The 16,042-nt window shown below is 65.4% G+C and carries 17 protein-coding genes; 12 read left to right on the top strand and 5 right to left on the bottom strand.

What is annotated here, in order from left to right; translation table 11 throughout:
- Positions 1-17 precede the first annotated feature (17 nt).
- Positions 18-971 (bottom strand): aspartate carbamoyltransferase catalytic subunit, encoded by a 954-nt coding sequence (locus RPPS3_RS16040; protein ID WP_011158662.1) that lies wholly within the window; start codon positions 969-971, stop codon positions 18-20.
- A 192-nt stretch (positions 972-1,163) separates the two neighbouring features.
- Between RPPS3_RS16040 and ipdC the strand changes: the two genes are divergently transcribed.
- A complete protein-coding gene (gene ipdC, locus RPPS3_RS16035; protein ID WP_107344976.1) occupies positions 1,164-2,795 on the top strand; it encodes an indolepyruvate/phenylpyruvate decarboxylase in 1,632 nt (543 codons plus the stop codon).
- 78 nt (positions 2,796-2,873) lie between these two features.
- A complete protein-coding gene (locus RPPS3_RS16030; protein WP_107344975.1) occupies positions 2,874-4,523 on the top strand; it encodes an acyl-CoA dehydrogenase family protein in 1,650 nt (549 codons plus the stop codon).
- 119 nt (positions 4,524-4,642) lie between these two features.
- Here the strand turns inward: RPPS3_RS16030 and RPPS3_RS16025 are convergent, their stop codons facing one another.
- Both RPPS3_RS16025 and ruvX read right to left on the bottom strand, forming a co-directional pair.
- Positions 4,643-5,029 carry a YchJ family protein gene (locus tag RPPS3_RS16025; protein ID WP_107344974.1) on the bottom strand — a complete coding sequence of 129 codons (387 nt, stop codon included), beginning with the start codon at positions 5,027-5,029 and terminating at the stop codon, positions 4,643-4,645.
- 21 nt (positions 5,030-5,050) lie between these two features.
- Positions 5,051-5,533 carry a Holliday junction resolvase RuvX gene (gene ruvX / locus RPPS3_RS16020; protein WP_107346638.1) on the bottom strand — a complete coding sequence of 161 codons (483 nt, stop codon included), beginning with the start codon at positions 5,531-5,533 and terminating at the stop codon, positions 5,051-5,053.
- A gap of 158 nt (positions 5,534-5,691) precedes the next feature.
- On the opposite strand from ruvX, the gene RPPS3_RS16015 reads away from it, so the two are divergent.
- From RPPS3_RS16015 to RPPS3_RS16005, 3 genes are all read left to right on the top strand, one after another.
- Positions 5,692-6,768, top strand: coding sequence for an NAD(P)H-dependent flavin oxidoreductase (locus tag RPPS3_RS16015; RefSeq protein WP_107344973.1), 1,077 nt, complete (start codon positions 5,692-5,694; stop codon positions 6,766-6,768).
- An 89-nt stretch (positions 6,769-6,857) separates the two neighbouring features.
- Positions 6,858-7,145: an Asp-tRNA(Asn)/Glu-tRNA(Gln) amidotransferase subunit GatC gene (gene gatC, locus RPPS3_RS16010; RefSeq protein WP_107344972.1), complete on the top strand. Its 288-nt coding sequence runs from the start codon at positions 6,858-6,860 to the stop codon at positions 7,143-7,145.
- An 11-nt stretch (positions 7,146-7,156) separates the two neighbouring features.
- Positions 7,157-7,363, top strand: coding sequence for a hypothetical protein (locus RPPS3_RS16005; protein WP_107344971.1), 207 nt, complete (start codon positions 7,157-7,159; stop codon positions 7,361-7,363).
- A 3-nt stretch (positions 7,364-7,366) separates the two neighbouring features.
- Here RPPS3_RS16005 and RPPS3_RS16000 read toward each other — a convergent pair whose 3' ends face one another.
- Together RPPS3_RS16000 and RPPS3_RS15995 are read right to left on the bottom strand one after the other, a co-directional pair.
- On the bottom strand, positions 7,367-7,654 hold the full coding sequence (locus RPPS3_RS16000) for a BrnA antitoxin family protein (RefSeq protein WP_107344970.1): 288 nt from the start codon (positions 7,652-7,654) through the stop codon (positions 7,367-7,369).
- Positions 7,608-7,889, bottom strand: a complete 282-nt coding sequence (locus RPPS3_RS15995; protein ID WP_107344969.1) for a BrnT family toxin — start codon at positions 7,887-7,889, stop codon at positions 7,608-7,610. Before RPPS3_RS15995 ends, RPPS3_RS16000 begins: the two co-directional genes overlap by 47 nt.
- Positions 7,890-8,068: 179 nt before the next feature.
- Here RPPS3_RS15995 and gatA point away from each other — a divergent pair, with 179 nt between their 5' ends.
- The 7 genes from gatA (at position 8,069) to RPPS3_RS15960 (ending at position 16,021) form a co-directional block, all read left to right on the top strand.
- A complete protein-coding gene (gene gatA, locus RPPS3_RS15990) occupies positions 8,069-9,547 on the top strand; it encodes an Asp-tRNA(Asn)/Glu-tRNA(Gln) amidotransferase subunit GatA (protein ID WP_107344968.1) in 1,479 nt (492 codons plus the stop codon).
- A gap of 75 nt (positions 9,548-9,622) precedes the next feature.
- Complete coding sequence (locus RPPS3_RS15985; protein ID WP_107344967.1) at positions 9,623-10,729, top strand: sensor histidine kinase; 1,107 nt, start codon at positions 9,623-9,625, stop codon at positions 10,727-10,729.
- 139 nt (positions 10,730-10,868) lie between these two features.
- Positions 10,869-12,251: a patatin-like phospholipase family protein gene (locus tag RPPS3_RS15980; RefSeq protein ID WP_107344966.1), complete on the top strand. Its 1,383-nt coding sequence runs from the start codon at positions 10,869-10,871 to the stop codon at positions 12,249-12,251.
- Between the two features lie 95 nt (positions 12,252-12,346).
- Entirely contained in the window at positions 12,347-13,831 is a 1,485-nt protein-coding gene (gatB, locus tag RPPS3_RS15975; protein WP_107344965.1) for an Asp-tRNA(Asn)/Glu-tRNA(Gln) amidotransferase subunit GatB, read from the top strand.
- A 523-nt stretch (positions 13,832-14,354) separates the two neighbouring features.
- Positions 14,355-14,492, top strand: a complete 138-nt coding sequence (locus tag RPPS3_RS15970; RefSeq protein WP_012496544.1) for a hypothetical protein — start codon at positions 14,355-14,357, stop codon at positions 14,490-14,492.
- 674 nt (positions 14,493-15,166) lie between these two features.
- Positions 15,167-15,433 carry a sel1 repeat family protein gene (locus RPPS3_RS15965; protein ID WP_107344964.1) on the top strand — a complete coding sequence of 89 codons (267 nt, stop codon included), beginning with the start codon at positions 15,167-15,169 and terminating at the stop codon, positions 15,431-15,433.
- Between the two features lie 141 nt (positions 15,434-15,574).
- The gene (locus tag RPPS3_RS15960) at positions 15,575-16,021 is read left to right on the top strand and encodes a cache domain-containing protein (protein WP_107344963.1); all 447 of its coding nucleotides are present in this window, start codon (positions 15,575-15,577) and stop codon (positions 16,019-16,021) included.
- Positions 16,022-16,042: the final 21 nt, after the last annotated feature.

Here is a 16,042-nt window from a genome sequence, read left to right as displayed (position 1 = left end):
TGTTTCCCGTTCCGGCATCAGGCGTTCGGCAGGTTGCGGGCGAGCGCTTCGAGCACCGCCATACGCACCGCCACGCCCATTTCAACTTGTTCGCGGATCACCGACTGGGCGCCGTCGGCGACGATCGAGTCGATCTCGACGCCGCGGTTCATCGGGCCCGGGTGCATCACCAGCGCGTCCGGCTTGGCGTAGGACAGCTTCTTCTGGTCGAGCCCGAAATAGTTGAAGTACTCGGCCGAGGAGGGCACGAACGAGCCGTTCATGCGCTCGCGCTGCAGCCGCAGCATCATCACGATGTCGGCGCCGTCGAGCCCTTCGCGCATGTCGCGCGCCACCTCGACGCCCATCCGTTCGATGCCCGCGGGCAGCAGCGTGGAAGGCGCAACGACGCGGACGCGGGCGCCCATGGTGTTCAGCAGCAGAATGTTGGAGCGGGCGACGCGCGAATGCATCACGTCACCGCAGATCGCCACCACCAGCCCTTCGAGTCGGCCCTTGTTGCGGCGGATCGTCAGCGCGTCGAGCAGCGCCTGGGTCGGATGCTCATGGGCGCCGTCGCCAGCGTTGATCACCGAGCCGTCGACCTTGCGGGCCAGCAGTTCCACGGCGCCTGAGGCGTGATGCCGGACCACCAGGATGTCCGGGTGCATCGCGTTCAGCGTCACCGCGGTGTCCATCAGGGTCTCGCCCTTGCGCATCGACGATGATGACACGCTCATGTTCATCACGTCGGCGCCGAGGCGCTTGCCGGCGATCTCGAACGACGACTGCGTCCGGGTCGAGGCCTCGAAGAACAGATTGACCTGGGTGCGGCCGCGCAAACTGGTGCGCTTTTTGTCGACCTGCCGGTTGAGCTCGACATACTCCTCGGAGAGGTCGAGCAGGCCGGAAATGTCGGCGGCGGAAAGCCCTTCGATTCCCAGCAGATGCCGGTGACCGAGGACGAAAGTCGATTTTGGGGCGGGGGTCATTAAAGCAAGAGCTATAGGGAGAGTTGGAAAGCCGGGCAAGCGCCAACGGGGCGCCGCGCGGAATAATCCCCCGGCGTTGTGGAACAGCCGGCATTTCGGCCTTGCAGCGTGTCACACTGGCGTGCGGTTGGTCGAAAGTCGGAAGCTCTGGTAAAGCGGTCCGGCGCTTTCCGTGCCCAGTCAGGAGCTCCCATGCCGACGCTTGCGACCGCGCTGCTCGACGCCCTCAAGGATCACGGTGCCCGGGAGATCTTCGGCATCCCCGGCGATTTCGTGCTGCCGTTTTTCAAGGTGATCGAGGAAAGCGGCACGCTGCCGTATTTCACGATGAGCCACGAGCCGGCGGTCGGCTTTGCGGCCGATGCGGCGTCGCGCTATCGCGGCAGCATCGGCGTCGCGGTGGTGACCTACGGGGCCGGCGCGTTCAACCTCGTCAACTCGATCGCCGGCGCCTATGCGGAGCGCTCGCCGGTGGTGGTGATCGCCGGTGCGCCCGGCGCGCGCGAACGCACGAGCGGTTATCTGCTGCATCACCAGGTCCGCACCGTCGATTCCCAACTTGCGGTATTCAAGGAAGTCACCTGCGATCAGGCCGTGCTGAGCGATCCGGCGACCGCGCCGGCCGAGATCGCGCGGGTGCTGCGGAGCGCACTCGAATTGTCGCTGCCGGTGTACATCGAGTTTCCGCGCGACATGGTCGACGCCAAGGTCGACCCGGTGCCGAAGCTGCCGCGGCGCGAAGCCGACGCCGGAGCGCGGGACGAATGCGCGCAAGAAATCCTGGATCGGATCGCCAAGGCGAAGTCGCCGGTGATGGTGGTGGACGTCGAAATCCGCCGCTACGGCGTCGAGCAGCAAGTCGCCGCGCTGGCCCGCAAGCTCGGCCTCCCGGTGGTGACGACATTCATGGGCCGCGGCCTGCTGGAGGGTGCCGACGACGTCGTGGCCGGCACCTATCTTGGCGCCGCCGGCGATCCGGACTTGTCGGCCCTGGTCGAGAGCGCCGACCTGGTGCTGATGTTCGGCGTCATCCTGTCGGACACCAATTTCGCGCTGTCCTCGAATATGACCGATCCGCGCCGCACCGTGCTGGCGACCGGACGCGAGGTGCAGATCGGCCACCACGTCTATCGCGATCTTCCGCTGGCTGACCTGATCGCCGGTCTCGACGCCCACGCCTCGCAGCATCCGCCGCGGCCGCGCAATGTCGGGAAGGGGATGTCCTATCCCCGGGGGCTGACCCTCGACGCATCGCCGATCGCGCCATCGGACATCGCCACCGCGATCAACGATCTGTTTGACCGCCACGGCAAGATGCCGATGACCGCCGATATCGGCGATTGCCTGTTCACCGCCATGGAGATCGACAATACCGCGCTGGCGGCCCCGGGATACTACGCGGGCATGGGGTTCGGCGTGCCCGCTGGTATCGGCGTTGCCGCGACCGGCCTGCGGCCGCTGGTGCTGGTCGGCGACGGTGCGTTCCAGATGACCGGCTGGGAGCTTGGCAACTGCAAGCGCTACGGCCTCGATCCGATCGTGGTGCTGTTCAACAATTGCAGCTGGGAAATGCTACGGGTGTTCCAGCCGGAATCGAAGTTCAACGACCTCGACGACTGGCATTTCGCCGATATCGCGCATTCGATCGGCGGCTTCGGCGAGCGGGTCACGACGCGCGCCGAACTCGCCGCGGCGCTGCAGCGCGCGGTCGAGCGGCGCGGGGTATTCTCACTGATCGAAGTGATGCTGCCGCGCGGCGCGACTTCCCATACGCTGGCGCGGTTCGTCACCGGCTTCAAGGCGGCGCGTGAACGAATGAAGTGAGGGCGCGGCGATCCGCCGTGTCCTCGGGGCGGTTTTCTGCGTAACATGCGCGCGAATCCGCATCGTTCCAGGACCGCCATGACGCAGCCTTCCTTCGCCACCCACGAGGTGTTCAACCAGTCGCCGCCGCTTCCGGACCTCGACCTGTTGGGCGCCGACCGGCCGCTGCTCGAGGCGGTCACTTTCAATCAGGGGGCTAACGCTCATATCGAGCTCGAAGCCTTCGGCAAGGCGTGGGGCACCACCGAGATGGCCGAACGCGGCCGTCTCGCCAACGAATACACCCCGAAGCTGAAGACCTTCGACGCCAAGGGCGTGCGCCGCGATCAGGTCGAATTCCATCCGTCCTATCACGAGCTGATGGCGGAGAGCTTCAAGGCCGGCCTGCATAACTCGACCTGGGACGCACACGGCAAGCCCGCCGGCAATGCGTCAGAAGTGGTGCGCGCCGCGAAGTTCTACATGGCCGCTCAGGTCGAGACCGGCCACCTCTGTCCTGTGACGATGACACGCGCGTCGGTCGCGGCGCTCGGCTCGCAGCCGGACCTGCTGGCGCAGGTGATGCCGGTGCTCGGCACCCGTCAATACGATCCAAGCTTCGCGCCATGGACCGCCAAGCGCGGCATGAGCATCGGCATGGGCATGACCGAGAAGCAGGGCGGCACCGATGTGCGCACCAATGCGACGCGCGCGTTCCGCGATGGCGATGCGTACCGCATCGTCGGCCACAAATGGTTCATGTCGGCGCCGATGTGCGACGCCTTCCTGGTGCTGGCGCAGGCCGACGAGGGACTGAGCTGTTTCTTCATGCCGCGGTTTCAGCCTGATGGTTCGGTCAACGAGATCCGTTTTCAGCGGCTGAAGGACAAGCTCGGCAACCGCTCCAACGCATCGTCGGAGGTTGAGTTCACCGGCGCCTACGCGCTGCCGGTCGGCGAGCTCGGCCGTGGCATCCGCACTATCATCCAGATGGTGCAGCTGACGCGGCAGGATTGTGCGACTGCGTCCGCCGGCCTGATGCGATCGTCGCTCGCTCATGCGCTGCATCACACCCGGCATCGTACCGTGTTTCAGAAGCGGCTTGCCGACCACTCGCTGATGATATCAGTTCTCGCCGACATGGCGCTGCAGGTCGAGGCTTCGGTGGCGCTGGTGATGCGGTTGTGCCGCGCGTTCGACGAGGCACCGAACGATCCGCTCGAAGCCGCCTATATGCGGCTGCTGACACCGGCGGTGAAATACTGGATCTGCAAGTCGGCGCCGCCGTTCGTGTATGAAGCGATGGAGTGCCTCGGCGGCAATGGCTACGTCGAGGACGGCATCCTGGCGCGGCACTATCGCGAGGCGCCGGTCAATGCGATCTGGGAAGGCTCGGGCAACGTAATGTGCCTCGACGTGCTGCGGGCGATGTCGCGCGAGAGCGATGCCGGCACCGAAGTGCTACAGGCGCTGATCCAAGATACGTCGGCGCTCACCGGCGGACCGGCGGCGGCCGGCCTGATCGCCCGGGCGCTGCTGCAGGTCGACAACGAGCGCACCGCGCGGCTCGCGGTCGAGATGCTGGCGAAGCTTGCTGCGGCTGCCGCGCTCAACGAAATTCACCCGCCGCATGCCGAACTGTTCGCGCGGACTCGTTTGGTGGCGGAGCCAGCAACGCTCTACGGCGCCGCTGACATTCCGACCGAGATTGCGAAGGGTCTGCTGGGGCGCGTGCTGCCGGAGATGTGAGGCGGGTGCGTCAGTCCCGTCATTGCGAGCGAAGCGAAGCAATCCAGAGGCTTAGTGCAATGAGTTTCTGGATCGCTTCGTCGCTTCGCTCCTCGCGATGACGGGAGCTAGACACTCATTCAACCGACCGCTTCGCCTTCCGAGAAGTACCAGCGGCCGCGGGCTTTGCGAAATTGCGAGCGTTCGTGATGGCTTTGCTCGGGGCCGCCGCCGCGGCGGAAACGGGCGACGAACTCGACGGTGCCGCGGCTGCCTTTCTCGCTGCTGCCGAGCACCCGCAATTCGAGGAAGTCGGACTCCTCCATCCAGGCGCGGTTGACGTCGTGATCGAACAGATCGCGCCGTTCCGGATCGGTGGTCTCGACGATGTAGTCGAAATCCTTCAGCGCGTAAGCTGCATAGCGCGACCGCATCAGCGCTTCCGGCGATGCCGCAGGCCGGGTGCGGGCGAGCAGGGGACCGCAGCAGTCGTCGTAAGTTTTTCCCGAGCCGCACACGCAATTCATCGCATCGATCCTGTTACCTGCTCACTCGGCCCGGCGTAGCGCCGCGAGCCGGTCGAGCGCGCCCTGCAGGATGAAGATCGCCGCGTGCTCGTCAATGACCTTGGCCCGTTTCGCCCGGCTGACATCGTTGGCAATCAGCTCGCGCTCGACCGCGGCGGTCGACAGTCGCTCGTCCCACAGCCCGATCGGCAGTTCGGTGAGCCGAGCGAGACTGCGCGCGAAGGCGCGGGTCGACTGCGCGCGCGGGCCCTCGCTGCCGTCCATGTTGAGGGGCAGGCCGAGCACGAAGCCGCAGGCGGTGCGTTCGGCCGCCAGCGCCAGCAGCCGGGCGGCATCGGCGGTGAACGCCTTGCGGGCGATGGTCTCGACGCCGGTGGCGAGCTTGCGGTCCGGATCGGACGCGGCGACGCCGATTGTCTTGGTGCCGAGGTCGAGGCCGAGCAGGCCACCGCGGGCCGGCCAATGCGCGGCGGCTTCGATCAGAGGAAGGATCAGGGCAGGCATGACGCCCGCATAGCACGCGCGGTCGACTTGCCAAAACATCCATTGGTTCGTCGTGAGGAGGGCGGGGCGCCATAGCGGAGCCACGAGGCGGCGTGTAAAAGGGCCTCGGCGGGCAACGAGGCTGCGCCGCTTCCCCCTACAATCGCGAGAGCCTGATCATGTGGCCGGATCGCCGTCTCCTCGACCTGTTCGCTATCGAATGTCCGATTCTGCTCGCCCCGATGGCGGGTGCGATGGATGCGGAACTCGCTATCGCCGCGGCCCGCAGCGGTGCGCTGGCCTCGCTGCCGTGCGCGATGCTGTCGCCGGATAAAGCGCGCGAGCAGGTCGGTACTTTCCGGGAACAGATTTCGGCGCCGATCAATCTGAACTTCTTCTGCCATCAGGTGGTGACGCCGGATGCTGCGCGCGAACAGGTCTGGCGCAAGCGATTGACGCCGTACTTCACAGAGCTCGGGCTCGATCCGGCGATGCCGGCGCCGGCGGCGAGCCGGGCGCCGTTCGATGCGGCGATGTGTACGTTGGTCGAGGAGCTGAAGCCCGAAGTCGTCAGCTTTCATTTCGGTCTGCCTGAGGCTGCACTACTCGACCGCGTCAAGGCGACCGGTGCCAAGGTGATCGCATCGGCGACGATCGTGCGCGAGGCTATCTGGCTGGAAGAGCACGGCGTCGACGCGGTGATCGTGCAGGGTGCTGAGGCCGGCGGCCATCGCGGCATGTTCATGACCGACGACATTGCGCAGCAGCCGGGATTGTTCGCGCTGCTGCCGCAGGTGGTCGATGCGGTTCGGGTGCCGGTGATCGCGGCGGGCGGCATCGCCGACGGTCGCGGCATCGCGGCGGCGTTCGCGCTCGGTTCGGCCGGCGTGCAGATCGGCACCGCGTATCTGCGCTGCCCGGAATCCCGGACCAGCGCGCTGGTGCGGGCCCAGCTCGCACAGGGCACCGACGAAGCGACCGTGATCACCAATGTGATGACCGGGCGGCCGGCTCGCGGCGTTGCCAATCGCTTGATGCGCGAGGTCGGGCCGGTGTCGCCGGACGCGCCGGCGTTCCCGCACGCGGCCTCGGCCTTAGGCCCGCTGAAGGCGGAAGCGGAGAAGCAGGGGCAAACCGACTTCACCAATCTGTGGGCCGGGCAGGCGGTCCGGCTCGGCCGCGACATGCCGGCGGCCGAACTCACCCGCGCGCTGGCCGCCGCCGCGCTGGCGCGGCTCAGCCAGCTCGCCGGCTGAGGCAGGGCGGTCGGCGCACCGAGGTTGCGACGCGAAACCCGGCTCTGCTATACGGCGCAGGTCGATATCTCGCAGAAAGGCCCTATATTATGTCGGTCGACGCCGCCACTGTCCGCCGCATCGCGCATCTGGCGCGGATCGCCGTGACCGACGACGAGGTGCCGCATCTGCAGGGCGAGCTCAACGCGATGCTGGCCTTCGTCGAGCAGCTCTCGGAGGTCGATGTCGATGGCGTCGAGCCGATGACCTCGGTGACGCCGATGCAGATGAAGAAGCGCGCCGACGTGGTCAACGACGGCGAAATCGCCGATCAGGTGGTGGCGAATGCCCCGTCGACCGAGGATCACTTCTTCCTGGTGCCGAAGGTGGTCGAATAAAGGACACGCCGATGTGCCTGCTGTGCGACGACGAGAAGGCCTACCAAGCCTATCTGGACTACCTCGACGCGATGGGCCGGCAGGGCAAGGTCGTCGATGCCGATAAGGCGATGGATGCGGTGCTCGACCAGTTGCAGGCCGCCGATAAGGCTCGCCGCGATGCGCCCGAGAACGACAAGACGCTGTCGCCGTTCTTCTGCAGCCCGGTCAATAAGTAGGCCTCAGGCCTTCTTCAGCTTCCGCACTCGGCGCAGGTCGGCGTTGATCTGCGACTGCCAGCCGCGACCCAGGGCGCGATAAGCGTCCAGGACGTCGGCGTCCAGCCGCAGCGTCACCGAGCTTTTCGGCTGCGCCCCCAGCGGCGGCCGGCCCCGACGAACGACCTTGCCGTCGATCCGATACTCCGCACGATCAAGCATTTCATCGGTCAATTCCGGTGCATCGTCGGGGTCGATCCAAGGCTTACGTCTGCTTGAATCGCTGGCGGAGCTTTTGCGCTTCTCCGGCATGGCAGTACCTCATCGAAATGATGTGTTGGTCTTCTCCGCGAGCAGTCCAGACCATCATCACAGGTCGTCCATTCAGCCATCCTGCGGTGATCTGCCGTAGCTCGCCATGCCCTTTCTGTTCGCTGTCGAAAGTGGCCGAGTCTCCGGCAAACACCTTCGCTGCATCGATGGCGAAGTCGATCCCGCGTTCCCGCAGGGTGACGTCCCGCTTTGCCGGATCAAACGTGATCGCCATTGAATTATGTAACTACAATAATCTTGTCGTCAATGGTCCGACTGTAACTGGCGGGCAAATCGGTGCAATCGCTTCATTTCCCGGAGGCGCTGTGCTAGCCAGCGCAGCAACAGAGCCGCACGATCCGCGGCGCCCGTGACCGGCCTGTCGCCGGCTTTTATCCAGGCGTGCCCTGAACCATGACCAACCTGACTTCGCTGACGCTGGCCGAGGCCCGCGATGGCCTCGCAAACAAATCCTTCACCGCGGTCGAGCTCACCGATGCCCACCTCGCGGCGATCGAAGCCGCGCGCGTGCTCAATGCCTATGTGCTGGAGACGCCGGACCAGGCGCGGCAAATGGCGAAGGCCGCGGACGCGCAGATCGCCAAGGGCGAGGGCGGGCCGCTGGCGGGCCTCCCGCTTGGCATCAAGGATCTGTTCGCCACCAAGGGCGAACGCACCACCGCGTGTTCCAAGATCCTCGGCGACTTCAAGCCGACCTACGAGTCGACGGTGACGACGCAGCTGTGGCGTGACGGCGCGGTGCTGCTCGGCAAGCTCAACAACGACGAGTTCGCGATGGGCTCGTCGAACGAGACCTCTTGCTTCGGCCCCGTGATCAATCCATGGCGCCGTGCCGGCTCCGACGCCAAGCTGGTGCCGGGTGGTTCGTCCGGCGGCTCGGCGGCCGCCGTTGCGGCCGGCTTGTGCCTCGGCGCCACCGCGACTGACACCGGCGGCTCGATCCGGCAGCCGGCCGCGTTCACCGGCACGGTCGGCATCAAGCCGACCTATGGCCGCTGCTCGCGCTGGGGTATCGTCGCGTTCGCGTCCTCACTGGACCAGGCCGGCCCGATCGCGCGCACGGTGCGCGACAGCGCGATCCTGCTGCGCTCGATGGCCGGTCATGATCCGAAGGACACCACCTCGGTCGATCGGCCTGTGCCCAATTACGAGGCCGCGGTCGGCGGCTCGGTGAAGGGCATGAAGATCGGCATCCCGAAGGAGTATCGGCTCGACGGCATGCCGGCCGAGATCGAGAAACTGTGGAGCCAGGGCGCCGAGTGGCTGAAGGCCGCGGGCGCTGAACTCGTCGAGGTGTCGCTGCCGCACACCAAATACGCGCTACCGGCCTATTATATCGTGGCGCCGGCGGAGGCCTCGTCGAACCTCGCGCGCTATGACGGCGTCCGCTACGGCGCGCGCGTCAATGGCCGCAACATCATCGAGATGTACGAGAACACCCGCGCTGCCGGCTTCGGCGCCGAGGTGAAGCGCCGCATCATGATCGGCACCTACGTGCTGTCGGCCGGCTATTACGACGCTTACTATCTGCGAGCCCAGAAGGTCCGCACGCTGATCAAGCGCGACTTCGAGCAGTGCTTCGATCAGGGCGTCTCGGCGATCCTGACCCCGGCGACGCCGTCGGCGGCATTCGGCATCGGCGAGAAGGGCGGCGCTGATCCGGTCGAGATGTATCTGAACGACATCTTCACCGTGACGGTGAACATGGCCGGCCTGCCGGGCATTGCCGTTCCGGCGGGCAGCGACTCGCAAGGTCTGCCGCTCGGGCTGCAGCTGATCGGCCGGCCGTTCGACGAGGACACCTTGTTCTCGCTCGGCGAGGTGATCGAGCAGTCCGCCGGTCGGTTCACGCCGGCCAAGTGGTGGGCCTGAGGCCGATCGTCCGCACGGGTTTGACGTTGCGTTTGCTGGCGCCGTTGGCCATTGTTGGCCGGGGCAGGGTGTTGCATGAGCGCTGACGACGTCCAAGGTCCACCGCAAGGTGTCGATCAGATCCTCGGATCGCCAAAGCTGGCCGCGGCGATCGAGAGCGACCGCTACAAGCATCTGCTGGACAATGTCCCGGTGGCGATCGCGGTGTCGCGCGGCTGCGGCGCGGATCAGCAGGTGGTCTATATCAACCAGGCGTTCGAGGCGCTGACCTCGCTTTCAAAGCCGGATGCCTGCGGCCAGGGCTGGTCGTGCCTCGATGGCTTCGCCGACCAGGATGACAGCGGCCGCCTGCTCGGTGCCGCGATCCGCGATGGCGAAGATTTCCTCGGCGTGTTCCGGAAAGTTGCGCCGTCCGATCGGCTGCTGATCGTTCAGGCCTATGCGGCGGTGATCGAGAGCGACGACGGCGTCGAGAGCTATCGGATCGTTGCGCTGGTCGACGTCGGCAGCCGCGAGCGGGCGCAGATCGAGCGGTTCGAAGTCCAGATCCGTGAACGCGATACCCTGATGCGCGAGCTGCAGCATCGGGTGAAAAACAATCTGCAATTGATCACCGCGCTGGTCCGCCTCGAAGCGCGGTCGGCTGCGGAAGGCGAGACCGTGGCGCTGGCGCGGCTCGCCAGCCGGATCGAAGCGCTGACCGCGCTCTACCGGGTGCTGTCGGACGAAAGCCCGCATGCCGATGGCGGACAGATCGACCTCGGCCAGTATCTGTCGGACATCGCTAACGCGGTGATCCGCGCGAACGCCAGCTCGGACGTCAACTGCGAGGTCAATGCTGGCTATTGCCCGCTGTCGGTGAACATCGCGATGCCGGCCGGGCTACTGGTCAACGAGATGCTGACCAACGCATTGAAGTACGCCTTCGTCGGTCGCGACGGCGGACGGATCAAGGTGATCTGCGAGACGGACCAGGGCCGCGTCAGGATCATCGTGTCGGACGATGGCGTCGGCCTTCCCGAGGGGCAGAGCTGGCCATCGCCGCGCAAGCTTGGTTCGCTGATCCTGCAGACGCTGAAGGAGAATGCCCGCAACGTCAGCTTTGAAGCGCGCAGCATTCGCGGTCAGGGCGCGTTCTTCACCATCGGCTTCGATGCGCCGTCGTCGCCCGCCGCGAATTGATCGCACAGCGCGCCGCCTTGCTTATGCCACAAGCCGACTGCCAGCTTCCCCCGGTTCCGCAGCGTTAAGTGGACCTGAACCTTTGCAGTCGATGGTCCGCAGCAGCAAACTTGCCGCCCTTTCAACCGGTGTCCTCTCGATGAAGCCGTGGAGAGATCGTCTCCTGTCCGCAGCCGCAGCCTGCCTCGTCCTTGCCGGCTGTGCCTCGGTTTACAACACGCCGGTCAACGTGCCGATCGAAGGAGTGGTCGCCGACAAGGTTGCGTCGGACGTCGGTACGCGCAGCGAAGACGCCATCATCGGCCTCTCGTTCTCGGGCGGCGGCACACGGGCGGCGGCATTCTCGTTCGGCGTGTTGTCGGAGATGGAGCGCCTGCCGCTGCATGGTGCGCGTTCGGCGATGCTCGACCGTGTCGGCTTCGTTTCAGGAGTCTCCGGCGGGTCGGTGACTGCCGCCTATTTCGGACTGAAGGGGCGCGCGGCGCTCGGCGACTTCCGCGAGCGCTTCCTGCTGCGCAATGCGGAGGAGGAGCTCCAGACCACGCTGTCGCTCAACACCATCGGCAAGGCGTTCACCGGCGGCATCAACGACTCCGTCGGGTTCACCCGGTGGCTCGACGCGCATCTGTTCGAGGGCGCGACCTTCGCGCAGCTGCGCGGCGGCGACCGGCCGACAGTGTGGATCAACGCCTCCGATATCTACAATCGCGTGCCGTTCGTGTTCAACAGCACGGCGTTCTCCGCCATCTGCAGCGACCTCGACGCCTATCCGCTGTCGAACGCGGTCGCGGCCTCGGCGGCGGTGCCGCTCGCATTTGCTCCGGCGGTGGTCCAGGCGTTCCCGGGCGCCTGCAATACGCCGCTGCCGCGCTGGGTCCGGCGCGCCGCGACCGAGGGTAACTCGTCGCCGATGCTGAGCTCTTACGCCAAGGCGGTGCTGCGCTATCGCGAGGGCGCGGTGCCCTTCATCAAGCTGCTCGACGGCGGGCTGGTCGACAATTACGGCGTCTCGGCGCTGACGATCGCGCGCGAGTCCTCTGAGACGCCGTACGGTCCGCTGACCCCGCAGCAGGCGGTCAAGCTGCGGCGGCTGATGATGTTGGTGGTCGACGCCAAGACCGGCATCTCGGGCAACTGGGTCGACACCATCGAAGGTCCGAGCGGCGTCGAGCTGATCAAGGCCGCGGTCGACACCACGATGGATGCCAGCGTCGGCGCCAGCTACACGGCGTTCGATCGCACGATTTCGGATTGGCGCGACAAATTGGTGCGCTGGCGCTGCAGCCTGTCGGCAGCGGACCGCGCGCGCTACGGCGCCGGCCCCGGCTGGGACTGCCGAGACCTGCGGTTCTTCGTCGGCCGTCTGGCGTTCGATCAACTCGAGACACAGCGGGCTGCGGCGCTGGAGCGGATCGCCACGCGTTTCGTGCTACCGCCCCAGCAGGTCGACGAGCTGATCTCCGCCGGCCGCGACGTGTTGCGGCAGAGCCCGGTCTTCCGCGCCTTCGCGGCCAGCCTGTAAGACCGTCGCCGGCCGGGCGTTCGGCCGCGCTGGCGCGCGCCTTGCGCCGGTTGCAGGGGTTTTCTCCGCGCCCGGAGCGGAGTAGAAACCGGCTTATGAACGCACCTGTCAAACCTTCGAAGCTCATCAAGGGCGCCACCGGCGATTGGGAAGTCGTGATCGGGCTGGAGATCCACGCCCAGGTCTCTTCCAACGCCAAGCTGTTCTCCGGCGCGGCCACCGCGTTCGGCGGCGATCAGAACACCCACGTGTCGCTGGTCGACGCCGCGATGCCCGGTATGCTGCCGGTGATCAACGAGGAGTGCGTGCGCCAGGCGATCCGCTCCGGGCTCGGGCTGAACGCCAAGATCCATCTGCGCTCGGTGTTCGACCGGAAGAACTATTTCTATCCGGACCTGCCGCAGGGCTACCAGATCAGCCAATACAAATCGCCGATTGTCGGTGAGGGTGAGGTGGTGGTCGACCTGCCGGACGGCGACAGCATCACCGTCGGCATCGAGCGGCTGCATCTCGAGCAGGACGCCGGCAAGCTGCTGCACGACCAGCATCCGACTTCGACATTCGTCGATCTCAACCGCTCCGGCGTCGCGCTGATGGAGATCGTCTCCAAGCCGGACATCCGCTCGTCCGAGCAGGCCAAGGCTTACGTGTCGAAGCTGCGCACGATCCTGCGCTATCTCGGCACCTGCGACGGCGACATGGAGAAGGGCAGCCTGCGCGCCGACGTCAACGTCTCGGTGCGCCGTCCCGGCGAGCCTTACGGCACCCGCTGCGAGATCAAGAACGTCAACTCGATCCGCTTCATCGGTCAGGCGATCGAATACGAAGCGCGCCGCCAGATCGGCATTCTGGAAGACGGCGGAACGATCGACCAGGAGACCCGTCTGTTCGACGCCAACAAGGGCGAGACCCGGTCGATGCGGTCGAAGGAAGAGGCGCACGACTATCGCTACTTCCCCGATCCGGATCTGCTGCCGCTGGAATTCACCCAGGCCTATGTCGACGATCTGAAGGCCGGCCTGCCGGAATTGCCGGACGCCAAGAAGGAGCGGTTCGTCCGCGACTTCGGCCTCTCGGTCGAAGACGCAGGCGTGCTGGTCAGCGAGCGCGAGAGCGCCGAGTTCTACGAGGCGGTGCTGGCGCAGTTGAAGGATCAGGACCGCGACGGCAAGCTCGCCGCCAACTGGGTGATCAACGAGCTGTTCGGCCGCCTCAACAAGGACGGTCAGTCGATCGATGCGTCGCCGGTGTCGGCGGCACAGCTCGCTGCGATCGTCGAGCTGATCGGCGAGGGCACCATCTCGGGCAAGATTGCCAAGGAGCTGTTCGAGATCGTCTGGACCGAAGGCGGTGATCCGCGCACGCTGGTGGAACAGCGCGGCATGAAGCAAGTCACCGATCTGTCGGCGATCGAGAAAGTGGTCGACGATATCGTCGCCGCCAATCCAGATAAGGTGGCACAAGTCGTCGCCAAGCCCGCGATGCTCGGCTGGTTCGTCGGCCAGGTGATGAAATCTTCCGGCGGCAAGGCCAATCCGCAGGCGGTCAACGACCTGCTGAAGCGCAAGCTCGGCCTCTGACGAACGACCTTCGTCGTCGCGCGCGAACCGCCGCGACGACGTTTCGTGCGCCCGCGACGGCGGTGGCGCTCGCGAATCAGCCGCATCTTCTCGTGCAGAAAACCCCTGTGCCGGAGCGTTTGGACGCTCCGGTGCGGCATCGCGCCTGAAAATTTTTTCATTGCCAAAGATTGCGACTCAGAGTCCGCAGACGGCCTCGCGCGACCGACTCGGCGCTCCGCCCGGTTTTGCAAAGTAGTTAGTTAGCTCGATTTGTGAGTTGATGAAATCGCTGCGGCACAGGCGTTTCCTGCGATCTTGACAAGTGCCGATGCAGGTTTTTCGCGCATAACTCGGTTCGCGCGAGCGATCTTCCGACGCCTCGTTCGCTAAGACCGCCTGTGCGCGAGGGACAACTCCCATCAACTCTTCCTTAAGCGGGACACTGTTTTTTTCAAAGCGTTGGTGTATTCGGGAATTAGTGCATCTCGATTCCCGAGTGCACGCAGCAGCAATCAAGCCATCTCACTTATCGGAGGGCAACATGGCCAAGAAAGCAGCGAAGAAGGCGGCGACCAAGAAAGCGGCGCCGAAGAAGGCGAAGACCGCGAAGAGCGCGGTGAAGAAGACCGCGAAGAAGACCACCAAGAAGGTCGCCAAGAAGGCCGCCAAGAAGAAGTAAGCTCGCTTTCGAGCGGGTGCCGGCAGCATCACTGCCGGCCGCGTCACTGGACAGGCTCTTCGCACCGCGACACGAGCGAGGTCCTAGTCGACGAGAGGGTGTCGGCGAGACATCAGGTCAGACGACCGGATCCGATAGCGGCAGGGATCACCAGCCGCCGAAGAGCCCGGTAGAAGAAACGGTTTTTCTTCGAACGGTGCGGACGCAAGGTCCGCAGTTTCATGGGCGGCGAGCCGCGTGTGAGATCTGAACCTGACGTGTTCGCCGACGCCCTCGTTGTTTGTGGGGCCCATCGCCCCGCGCCGGCACGGTCCGGCTTATCCAGTTCCATCCCTCCACATCCACCGAGTTCGATCAGCCCGCGGCAGCCATTTGCGCCCGCGGCCCGACGTGTCGTTTCCCCAGGCGGTTGCGGCGATGGTTATCGGTTCGCCAAACCGGAGGGTAAACCGTCTCTCACCGAATTCGAAAAACCATTGCGGCACAGGCATTTCTTAAAATGCCTCGCGAGGAGTGCCGCGGCGCGTTCAGAAATCGTTCAGTGCAACGCTTAAACTGCTCTTCAAATTTGATCGGCCATGATTGCCCCATAACACGCCGGGTCACGGCGGTGGGGACGACAAACAGAGGACAGGAGCCGCCCTCGGTTCGGCGGCGAAAGATGGAGATCAAAGATGCTGCAGGGACATCTGAATATCGAAACCGCGATGCCGATCGAAGCCGGGGAGAACCCCGATGCGCTGTTCGACCTCGGCCTGCTGTTCGCCTCGGGCCGCGGCGCGCCGGTCGATCTGATCGCCGCTCACAAGTGGTTCAACCTCGCCGCGCTGAAGGGCCGGGCCGACGCGATCGCGTATCGCCGCGAGCTGGCCGAGCTGATGTCGGCCGACGAGATCGCGGTTGCCCAGCGCGAAGCCCGCGCCTGGATCTCCTCGCACTGATGGATCGCTCGCTTCCGCTGACGGAATGCGGCGCTTGGTATCGCCTTATGGTTCGTCCTAAGTCGCGCTGACCGCCGCAACTGACCGCGGATATCTTCTCCTCATGCTCCACAAAGGGAGCTTTCAAAGGAGGAGATGCCCATGAAACTCAAATCAGTATTATGTCTCGTCGCCGGCGCCAGCGTGTTTGCTGCCTCGGCCGCGTTTGCCGGCGAGTTCGGCACGGCCGACGAAGCCAAGGCGATGCTCACCAAGGCCGCTGCTGCGGTGAAGGCCGATAAGGCCAAGGCGCTCGCCGAGTTTGCCAAGGGCGAGGGCGGTTTCAAGGATCGCGACCTGTATCCGTTCTGCGGCGGGCCGGACGGCCTGTTCACCGCGCACCCGACCCTGACCGGCAAGAGTCTCAAGGATCTCAAGGACAAGACCGGCAAGCCGCTGGGCGAAGAGATCTACGCCACCGCCAAGGAAGGCGAGGTCAAGGAAGTCGCCTATATGTGGCCGCGCCCGGGCCAGACCGATCCGGTGCAGAAGGTCAGCTTCGTCACCAAGATCGGCGACCAGACCTGCGCGGTCGGCTACTACAAGTAACCCCTTCGGCAGCGAGACGGC

This window comes from Rhodopseudomonas palustris (assembly GCF_003031265.1).
In the GTDB taxonomy this organism is placed as follows: domain Bacteria; phylum Pseudomonadota; class Alphaproteobacteria; order Rhizobiales; family Xanthobacteraceae; genus Rhodopseudomonas; species Rhodopseudomonas palustris_H.
This window is presented reverse-complemented; position numbering and strand designations above follow the sequence as displayed.

Coding starts and splice junctions, on each gene's coding strand:
- RPPS3_RS16040 (WP_011158662.1), bottom strand. CDS start 971: ATGACCCCCGCCCCAAAATCGACTTTCGTCCTCGGTCACCGGCATCTG.
- ipdC (WP_107344976.1), top strand. CDS start 1,164: ATGCCGACGCTTGCGACCGCGCTGCTCGACGCCCTCAAGGATCACGGT.
- RPPS3_RS16030 (WP_107344975.1), top strand. CDS start 2,874: ATGACGCAGCCTTCCTTCGCCACCCACGAGGTGTTCAACCAGTCGCCG.
- RPPS3_RS16025 (WP_107344974.1), bottom strand. CDS start 5,029: ATGAATTGCGTGTGCGGCTCGGGAAAAACTTACGACGACTGCTGCGGT.
- ruvX (WP_107346638.1), bottom strand. CDS start 5,533: ATGCCTGCCCTGATCCTTCCTCTGATCGAAGCCGCCGCGCATTGGCCG.
- RPPS3_RS16015 (WP_107344973.1), top strand. CDS start 5,692: ATGTGGCCGGATCGCCGTCTCCTCGACCTGTTCGCTATCGAATGTCCG.
- gatC (WP_107344972.1), top strand. CDS start 6,858: ATGTCGGTCGACGCCGCCACTGTCCGCCGCATCGCGCATCTGGCGCGG.
- RPPS3_RS16005 (WP_107344971.1), top strand. CDS start 7,157: ATGTGCCTGCTGTGCGACGACGAGAAGGCCTACCAAGCCTATCTGGAC.
- RPPS3_RS16000 (WP_107344970.1), bottom strand. CDS start 7,654: ATGCCGGAGAAGCGCAAAAGCTCCGCCAGCGATTCAAGCAGACGTAAG.
- RPPS3_RS15995 (WP_107344969.1), bottom strand. CDS start 7,889: ATGGCGATCACGTTTGATCCGGCAAAGCGGGACGTCACCCTGCGGGAA.
- gatA (WP_107344968.1), top strand. CDS start 8,069: ATGACCAACCTGACTTCGCTGACGCTGGCCGAGGCCCGCGATGGCCTC.
- RPPS3_RS15985 (WP_107344967.1), top strand. CDS start 9,623: ATGAGCGCTGACGACGTCCAAGGTCCACCGCAAGGTGTCGATCAGATC.
- RPPS3_RS15980 (WP_107344966.1), top strand. CDS start 10,869: ATGAAGCCGTGGAGAGATCGTCTCCTGTCCGCAGCCGCAGCCTGCCTC.
- gatB (WP_107344965.1), top strand. CDS start 12,347: ATGAACGCACCTGTCAAACCTTCGAAGCTCATCAAGGGCGCCACCGGC.
- RPPS3_RS15970 (WP_012496544.1), top strand. CDS start 14,355: ATGGCCAAGAAAGCAGCGAAGAAGGCGGCGACCAAGAAAGCGGCGCCG.
- RPPS3_RS15965 (WP_107344964.1), top strand. CDS start 15,167: ATGCTGCAGGGACATCTGAATATCGAAACCGCGATGCCGATCGAAGCC.
- RPPS3_RS15960 (WP_107344963.1), top strand. CDS start 15,575: ATGAAACTCAAATCAGTATTATGTCTCGTCGCCGGCGCCAGCGTGTTT.